Annotated in this window: 5 protein-coding genes; 1 reads left to right on the forward strand and 4 read right to left on the reverse strand. The window is 77.2% G+C overall.

Features of this window, described 5'->3' with window-relative positions:
• Positions 1-242: 242 nt before the first annotated feature.
• Positions 243-872 carry an aminodeoxychorismate/anthranilate synthase component II gene (locus tag G9H71_RS21215; RefSeq protein ID WP_331273176.1) on the reverse strand — a complete coding sequence of 210 codons (630 nt, stop codon included), beginning with the start codon at positions 870-872 and terminating at the stop codon, positions 243-245.
• Between the two features lie 112 nt (positions 873-984).
• On the opposite strand from G9H71_RS21215, the gene G9H71_RS21220 reads away from it, so the two are divergent.
• The gene (locus G9H71_RS21220; RefSeq protein ID WP_166284765.1) at positions 985-2,535 is read left to right on the forward strand and encodes a S1 family peptidase; all 1,551 of its coding nucleotides are present in this window, start codon (positions 985-987) and stop codon (positions 2,533-2,535) included.
• 33 nt (positions 2,536-2,568) lie between these two features.
• On the opposite strand, the gene G9H71_RS21225 is transcribed toward G9H71_RS21220, so the two are convergent.
• From G9H71_RS21225 to G9H71_RS21235, 3 genes are all read right to left on the reverse strand, one after another.
• Positions 2,569-2,727, reverse strand: a complete 159-nt coding sequence (locus G9H71_RS21225) for a hypothetical protein (protein WP_166284766.1) — start codon at positions 2,725-2,727, stop codon at positions 2,569-2,571.
• Between the two features lie 11 nt (positions 2,728-2,738).
• Entirely contained in the window at positions 2,739-3,653 is a 915-nt protein-coding gene (locus tag G9H71_RS21230; RefSeq protein WP_331273177.1) for a class E sortase, read from the reverse strand.
• On the reverse strand, positions 3,650-4,447 hold a 798-nt coding region (locus tag G9H71_RS21235), incomplete at its 5' end, for a DUF881 domain-containing protein (protein ID WP_231135238.1). The genes G9H71_RS21230 and G9H71_RS21235, both read right to left, overlap by 4 nt.

A 4,447-nucleotide genomic window follows, 5' to 3' on the forward strand; every position in this document is an offset into this window, starting at 1 on the left:
TCAAGCGCAAGCCCGGCGAGACCGTGACGCTGAACAAGGGCGTCGCCCCGGCCCCCGACCCGGAGCCGACACCGGTCGACCCGGGCGTGCCGCCCGTCGAGACGCCGCCACCGGGCGGCTGAGAGCAGACGACGGAGGGGCCGGCAGCGCGAGCTGCCGGCCCCTCGTGTTTCGCGTGGAACGTCGCGCTGGGTCGGCGCGAGGCGTCGGGAGCGGTCGCCCGGCCGCCGCGTGGGCGAAAGCTAGCCGACGACCGGCGCGAGCCCCGCGGACCGCTCGACCGCCCCGGCGTCACCGCACCGGGTCAGCCAGTTGGCGAGCATCCGGTGCCCGCCCTCGGTGAGGACCGACTCGGGGTGGAACTGCACGCCCTCGATCGGCGCCGACCTCGCCCGCGCCGCCATCACGACGCCGGTCGCGGTCGCCCCGGTGACCTCGAGCTCGTCCGGCACGGTGTCCGGGTCGACGGCCAGGGAGTGGTAGCGCGTCGCGGTGAACGGGCTGGGCAGCCCCTCGAGGACGCCCGCGCCGTCGTGCTCGACGAGGCTGGTCTTGCCGTGCAGCAGCTCCGGGGCGCGCGTCACCGTGGCGCCGTAGGCCACCCCGATCGACTGCAGGCCCAGGCACACGCCGAAGACGGGCACGTCCGCGCGGCGGGCGGCCTCCTGCACGAGCGGGATGCACACCCCCGCGCGCTCCGGGGTGCCCGGGCCGGGAGAGAGCAGGACCCCGTCGTACGCGCCGCCGAGCGCCTTGTCGACGTCGACCTCGTCGTTGCGCCGGACCTCGCACTCGGCGTCGAGCTGGCCGAGGTACTGCACGAGGTTGTAGACGAAGCTGTCGTAGTTGTCGACGACGAGGATCCGGGTCACGCACGTCAGGGTACGGCGGATCTGCGGCCGTTTCAGCGCAGTTGCCGGCCGCATAGCATCGCTGCAGTACCGCCGACGGGCGGTCGGGCGAGCGGTACGGGGTGGGAGCATCGTGCGGGAGCGGCGGCGGGCGCTGAGCCGGGCCGCCGTCGCGGGCGCGCTCCTCGGGGTGCTCGGTGCGGCGCTGCCGGCCTCGCCCGCGAGTGCCACCCCGGCCCCCGACGAGGCGCGGGCCGGCGACGTACGCCGCGCGGTCACGCACGGCACGATCGTCCCGCGCCCGTCGCGCACGGCCCCCTGGGTCGTCAGCCTGTGGCTGGAGGACCAGGCGCCCGACGGCACCGGCACCGGGCGGCTCTCCTTCGTCTGCACCGGCTCGGCCATCGGCCCGCGCCAGGTCCTCACGGCCGCCCACTGCACGCGCGGCGAGGGGCTGCTCCACGTCCAGGTCGGCGCGGACACGCTCCAGGGCGGGACGACCGTCCCCGTGGAGGCGGTCCGGGCGCACGCGCGCTACCGCGACGCGGGCTACGGCGACGACCTCGCGCTGCTGCGCCCGCTCTTCGCGCTCCGGCTGCGCGCGTACGCCCGGCTGGCTTCGCCCCGGCTGGCGCGCGGCGCACGAACCGGGCAGCTGCCGCTGCGGCTCTACGGCTGGGGGGAGACGGAGGCCGGCCGGGTGACGGGCGCGCTGCGCACCACCCCCGTGCGGCCGGCTCCCGACGCGGCGTTGCGGGCCTTCGGCGCCGACTTCGCTCCCGGGCGCATGCTCGCGGCGGGGCGGCAGGACGCGGCGACCGGGAGATACGCGGGGGCGTGCAGCGGCGACAGCGGCGGCCCGCTGGCGGTGCGCCAGGGCGGCACGTCGTACGTCGTCGGCGTGACGAGCTACGGCGCAGCCCGGTGCGACACGGCGCCCACGGTCTTCGCGAGCGTCGGGGACTACCGCCCATGGACCACCCGCGCCGCGCGCGACCTGCCGGTCCTCGCCCGGACCGCCAACACCGCGCTCCCCGTCGCGCTGGGGAAGCCGAGCGTGCAGGGCACGGCCGCCCTCGGCGCGACGCTCACCTGTGCGCCGGGCGCCTGGAGCACCAACACGTCCGAAGTCGAGACCGGGTGGTTCCGCGGGCCCACCTACCTCGGCGCCGGTGCCGACCACGTGGTGACGGCCGAGGACGCGGGCCGGGCGCTGCGCTGCACGGCCGTCGCCACCTCGCAGGCGGGCTCGACGCGCCAGCGCGCCCCCGAGCCGGTCCGGGTGCCCGAGCTCCCGCGCCTCACCGCCCTGCCGCTGCTCGCGGGCCTCGAGCCCGGCGCGCCGCCCGCGCCCGGCGGCGTCGTCTCCTGCGTCGGCGCGCAGGCGGACGACGCGGACACGGCCCTCCTGCACGAGTGGCTGGCCTCGCCGGGGTCGGACCTCGCCGGGGCGCAGGTCGTCGGCAGCGGCCCCGCGATCGTGCTCGACGCCCCGCTGCTCGCGCGGCTCGCCGGCGGCTGGCTCACCTGCCGGGTCACCGCCACCAACGTGATGGGCGCGGCGAGCGCCACGGTGTCGGCGTACGTGCCGGTGGCCGTGCCCGCGCCGGCGCCCACGCCCGGGCCCACGCCGGTGCCCTCGTCCGCGCCATCCCCGGGGCCCACGCCCGCGGCCGCTCGCTAGGGACGGCGGCCGGCTCCGGCCGTCGCGTTGGCGTCACTCGTCGACGGTGACCTCGAGGAACGGCAGCGCCGACTCGGCCCACGGGAACACCACGGTGAAGAGCAGGTAGACCGCGGCGGCGAGAAGCACTGCCGAGAGCAGCAGCCGCACGGGCAGCGGCCCGGGCAGCCGGCGCCAGATCCAGCCGTACACGTCGACCCCTCTCAGCCCACGACGTCGGCGCCGCGCGAGCCGGCCGGGGACAGGGCGGGCGACGCCGCGGGCGACGGCACGGCGGTCGGCGAGGCCTTCCGCGTGGCGCCCGGGGAGGCTTTGCGGGTCGCGCCCGGCAACACCTGGCGGCTCGCCTCCGGGGTCGCCTTCGGGGTCGCCTTCGGGGCCCCGGACGACGGCGCGGTGGCGACCGCGCCGGGCCGGGGGCGTACGGAGTTGAGCACGCCGTGCACGATCAGCCGCTCGGTCGAGGACCAGCGCGGGTTGCACGTCGTCAGGGTGATGATCTGCTCCGTGGGCGCGACGCCCGGCTGGTCCGGGACCGGCAGCACGACGCCAACCTGGGTGGGCTTGACGATCCGCCACGGGTCGTCGACGACGTAGGTGTAGACCGAGTCCCGGGTCTCGAGCACGATCTTGTCGCCGGGTCGCATGCGGTCCAGGTCGCGGAACGGCTCGCCGTTGGTCGCCCGGTGGCCGGCGAGCGCGACGTTGCCGTTGCGCCCGGGGCGCCCGCTCTCGGGGTAGTGGCCGATGCCCTTGTGCAGCTCGTCGGCGCCGACGCCCTCGAGCACCGGCTCCTTCCAGCCGTCCCCGAGCCGAGGGATGCGCAGGATCGCCCACGCCCCGCCCGGGATCGGCTCCTGCGGCTCGGCCCGGTCGTCGACGTCCGGGCCCTGCCCCGCCTGCCACAGCTCGGTCAGCCCGTCGATCGCCGAGTCGCGGGCCTGCGCGGACTCCACGTTGGTCCACCACAGCTGGTAGACGCAGAACAACAGCAGCACGACGCCGGCGGTGATGAACAGCTCCCCGACGCCACCGGCCAGCGCCTGCCATCCCGTGGGCGCGGGACGGCCCTGCGCGCGGTGCCGGCGGCCGGACGGCGGGAGGGCGACGGAGCTCAGGGCGTCCCCCCGGAGGCTGCGCTGGGCGAGGACGACGGGACGCTCGCGTGCGGGAGCTGGAGCGGCCCGGTGAACGCGGGCACCTCGACCCGCCGCCGGTCGCGGACGTCGTAGCGCAGGCCCACCTGGTCGACGTACTCCTGCAGGACCTGGATCGCGGGCTCGTCGTCGAGCGCGCCGCGCAGCCGGTCGACGTCGCCGATCGCGGTGATCGTGAACGGCGGGGCGTAGGTGCGCCCGTGCAGGAAGAGCACGTTGCCCGCGCAGCGCACGGCGCTGGTCGCCACCAGCCGCTGGTCCATCACCTGCACCGCCTCCGCACCCCCGGCCCACAGGGCGTTGACCACGCCCTGGACGTCCTGCTCGTGAACGACGAGGTCGTCCGGCGTCGTTCCGTCCGGCAGCGCGGGGTCGTCCGCGTCGTACGTGCTGTCGTCCAGCGTGACCGTCACCCCGGGCCCGGCGGCTGCCTCGAGCCCGGCGCGGGCGGCGAGCGCGTCGGCCTCGCGCTGGGCGGCGGCCAGCCGCGGGTCGCCCGCGGCCTCGGCGAGCTGGTCGACGCGGGCGCGCAGCTCGCCGACGTCCTGGGTCTGGGCGGCGACGCGGCGCTCGGCCGCGCGGATGAGGTCGGTCAGGTCCGTACGCTCGCCCGCGCGCAAGTCGGCGCCGCGGGCCGCCCCGGCGCTGGCCGCGAAGAGCAGGCCTGCGCACGCCGCGGCGACGGGGGCCAGCACCTTCCAGGGCAGGCCGGACACGCGCCGCGCGGGCCCGGCCTCGCGCGATCGAAAGAACGA

Source organism: Motilibacter deserti (assembly GCF_011250635.1).
Lineage (GTDB): Bacteria > Actinomycetota > Actinomycetes > Motilibacterales > Motilibacteraceae > Motilibacter_A > Motilibacter_A deserti.